Origin of the sequence: Nocardiopsis sp. TNDT3, from assembly GCF_003427465.1 — a bacterium.
Classification (GTDB): Bacteria; Actinomycetota; Actinomycetes; order Streptosporangiales; family Streptosporangiaceae; genus Nocardiopsis; species Nocardiopsis dassonvillei.
Genome location: NZ_QPFC01001090.1, coordinates 1 through 2553 on the forward strand (window position 1 = coordinate 1; position 2553 = coordinate 2553).

A 2553-nucleotide genomic window follows, 5' to 3' on the forward strand; every position below is an offset into this window, starting at 1 on the left:
GGGCGGGGGGCCGCCGGCGGCCCCGCGCCCACGGCACGCGCCGAGGACGCCCGAGCCGTCCCGGGACCCGCGGAGGCACCCGGTCAGCCGCGCGCGGTGACGCGGATCTTGGACTGGCCGTGCGGGCACTTCTCCCAGTCCTCCATGAACCGGGCCGACAGCCCGTGCTTCTCCGCGAGGGTGATCAGCGTTTCGGTCCGGTAGTAGAAGTCCTCCCGCAGCACCTGGTGCTCGACTCCCTCGGTCCGGTCGTAGGTGAAGTCGAAGAACCCGCCCGGCGCCAGGACCCGCTCGACGTTGGCCAGGCACTCGTCGATCACCTCGATGGGCGAGTGCGAGAACACGCTGTGCGCGTGGACGACGTCGAAGTAGCCCTCCGGCAGGAAGGAGAAGGTCAGGTCCCGCGTGATGGTCAGGTGCGGCAGCTTCTCCTGCAACCCGCGCTCGGCCAGCACGCCCTTGGCGGCGATGAGGATGTCCGGGGAGATGTCGATCCCGTAGTAGCCGCCCGGGTCGAGGTAGTCGATCAGCCGCCACCCGGCGCGCAGGTTCCCGCAGCCGATGTCGAGCATCCTGTGCTCCGGTCTGAGACCGTGTTCGACCAGGTAGTCGAACTGCATCTGCCCCAGCGCCAGCCAGCGCTCCTGACTCTGGCTGCCCACGGCCGACCTGGGGTCGCGGGCGGCGTCGGAGGCCATCACCGCCCGGTAGTAGTCCACGTGGTCGCGGTGGGTCAGGCGCAGCCGCAGGTCACGGGCGGAGCGGCGCACGTACGGCACCACCTTGCCGGGGTTGCGCAGCGCGTAGCGCACCTTGTGCACCAGGGAGGACCGGTTGGCGTTGAGGGAGGCGGCTGTCTTCTTCGGCATCGGAAGGCTTTCGGTCGAAGGCTCTCGCTCACCCGCGGATACGGGGTCGGGGGGTCAAAGAGGATAACGCTTTCGTCGCGGCCCCGGTTCGCCGCCTCGGATCCGACCGTACCCGGAAAGTCACCGGGAGTGCGGTACCCCCGCCCTCCCGGAGCGCCTTCCGCCGGGGTCGCGCCGGGCCGCCGCGAGCCGCACGGCACCCCGCAGGAGCCCGATGACCAGGAGCGCGCCGAGAACCGCGCCGACCGCGAACCCAGCCCAGCCGGCGGCGCCCTCCGCCCCGTCCGCCAGCCGCAGGACCGACCAGGTCCCCGCGACCACCGCGATCAGCAGGCAGGCGCCGATGGTCAGTGCGCCCCTCCAGCCCAGGAAGTAGCGGCGGGGGCCGGGCGCGGGCGGAGAGGCCAGTTCGGCCGCAGGCCCGGAGGTGGCCGACCCGGGGCGTTTGAAGTAGGCCAGGACCGACCAGTGGCCGCACGGCTCCCAGCCCTCGGGGGCCAGGCGCTGGACGAGGCGCTCGCGGTCGCCCGGGCCGGGGCTGAGCTCCTGGCGGTACTCCCAGGTCTGCGGCCGCTCGGGGGCGCGGCGGCTGACGAAGCGGCCGAGCCGGTCCACCCGCTCCACCTCCCAGCCCTGGGCACCCATCGCGGCCAGCCGGGCGGGGCCCTCGAAGGCGTCGGCCGACCAGACCAGCACGTCCGGCTCCGCGGCGGCCTCGTCCCGCGCGCCGGTCGGGGGCGCCAGGGCCTCGGCGAACTCCTCGGCCGGGCCGAACTCCTCCTCCGGGTCGGCTCCGCTCTCGGCCGTGTGCGCGGCCAGGTCCTCCAGCAGGACGCGTGACCTGTCCGCATCCACACCGCGTTCGCCCAGCAGCTCCGCGAGCCGGGTGAAGTAGTCGCTCATCGGATCCCCCCCTCTTCGAGTACCGAGCGCACCGAGGCGTCGAACTCCATCCAGGCCGCGCCCTGTTCGCTCAGGACGGCGCGGCCCTCGTCGGTCAGTACGTAGTAGCGGCGGCCCGGGCCCTTCTCGGCCGTCCGGTACTCGGCGTCCACGAGCCCGGCCTCCTCCAGCCGGTTGAGCACGGGGTAGAGCGTGCCGCCCCGGATCCTGCCGAAACCGGACTCGTCCAGCCGCCTGGCGATCGCGTACCCGTAGCTCTCGCCCCCGGTCAGGCTGGCCAGGACCAGGAGGTCCAGCACTCCCTTGAGCCAGCTCGCGCGGCGGTCCATGCGCGGCTCCCCCTTCATTCGTGTTCGCTACCTAGACCATAGAGCTACCTAGGTAGTATCGCAACCTATCTAGCCGTACCGACCCCAGACACGAAAAACGCCCCTGAGCCGCCACGAACAGGCAGGCCAGGGGCCGAAAGAAACCAGACACACGAAAGCGGGCTCGATGAAGGCGTCGCGGACGGCCCCGTCCCGCGGGGCGAAGCCTCGCGGGACCAGGAACAACCCCACCGACCAGAGCCGCAGAGGGGTGCCTCAGAGAATCCGGGGCCCGAGAAGCGCCGTGGACAACCCCGCCCCACGGGGCGAAGCCTCACGTCGCCAGCAACAGCCCCACCCACTCCGACGACCAGCGCGGCCCCAACCACAGGGGGGCGCCTCGGGGGGTTCGGGGGGTCTCCCCCGGAAAGCATCGCGGGCTGCGGCGAGCCGGTCGAAGACCGGCGAGCAGC

General features: G+C 72.3%; 3 protein-coding genes. All 3 read right to left on the reverse strand.

What is annotated here, in order from left to right; translation table 11 throughout:
• Positions 1–83: 83 nt before the first annotated feature.
• Positions 84–869 (reverse strand): class I SAM-dependent methyltransferase, encoded by a 786-nt coding sequence (locus DQW06_RS24200; RefSeq protein ID WP_117199372.1) that lies wholly within the window; start codon positions 867–869, stop codon positions 84–86.
• A 120-nt stretch (positions 870–989) separates the two neighbouring features.
• Positions 990–1772, reverse strand: coding sequence for a DUF2812 domain-containing protein (locus DQW06_RS24205; protein WP_071622661.1), 783 nt, complete (start codon positions 1770–1772; stop codon positions 990–992).
• On the reverse strand, positions 1769–2101 hold the full coding sequence (locus DQW06_RS24210) for a PadR family transcriptional regulator (protein WP_013154724.1): 333 nt from the start codon (positions 2099–2101) through the stop codon (positions 1769–1771). The genes DQW06_RS24205 and DQW06_RS24210 overlap by 4 nt, the downstream gene beginning before the upstream one ends.
• Between the last annotated feature and the right edge of the window lie 452 nt (positions 2102–2553).

Bases quoted from the DNA above. Each gene is read 5' to 3' on its own strand.
- DQW06_RS24200 (WP_117199372.1), bottom strand. From the start codon at position 869: ATGCCGAAGAAGACAGCCGCCTCCCTCAACGCCAACCGGTCCTCCCTG.
- DQW06_RS24205 (WP_071622661.1), bottom strand. From the start codon at position 1,772: ATGAGCGACTACTTCACCCGGCTCGCGGAGCTGCTGGGCGAACGCGGT.
- DQW06_RS24210 (WP_013154724.1), bottom strand. From the start codon at position 2,101: ATGGACCGCCGCGCGAGCTGGCTCAAGGGAGTGCTGGACCTCCTGGTC.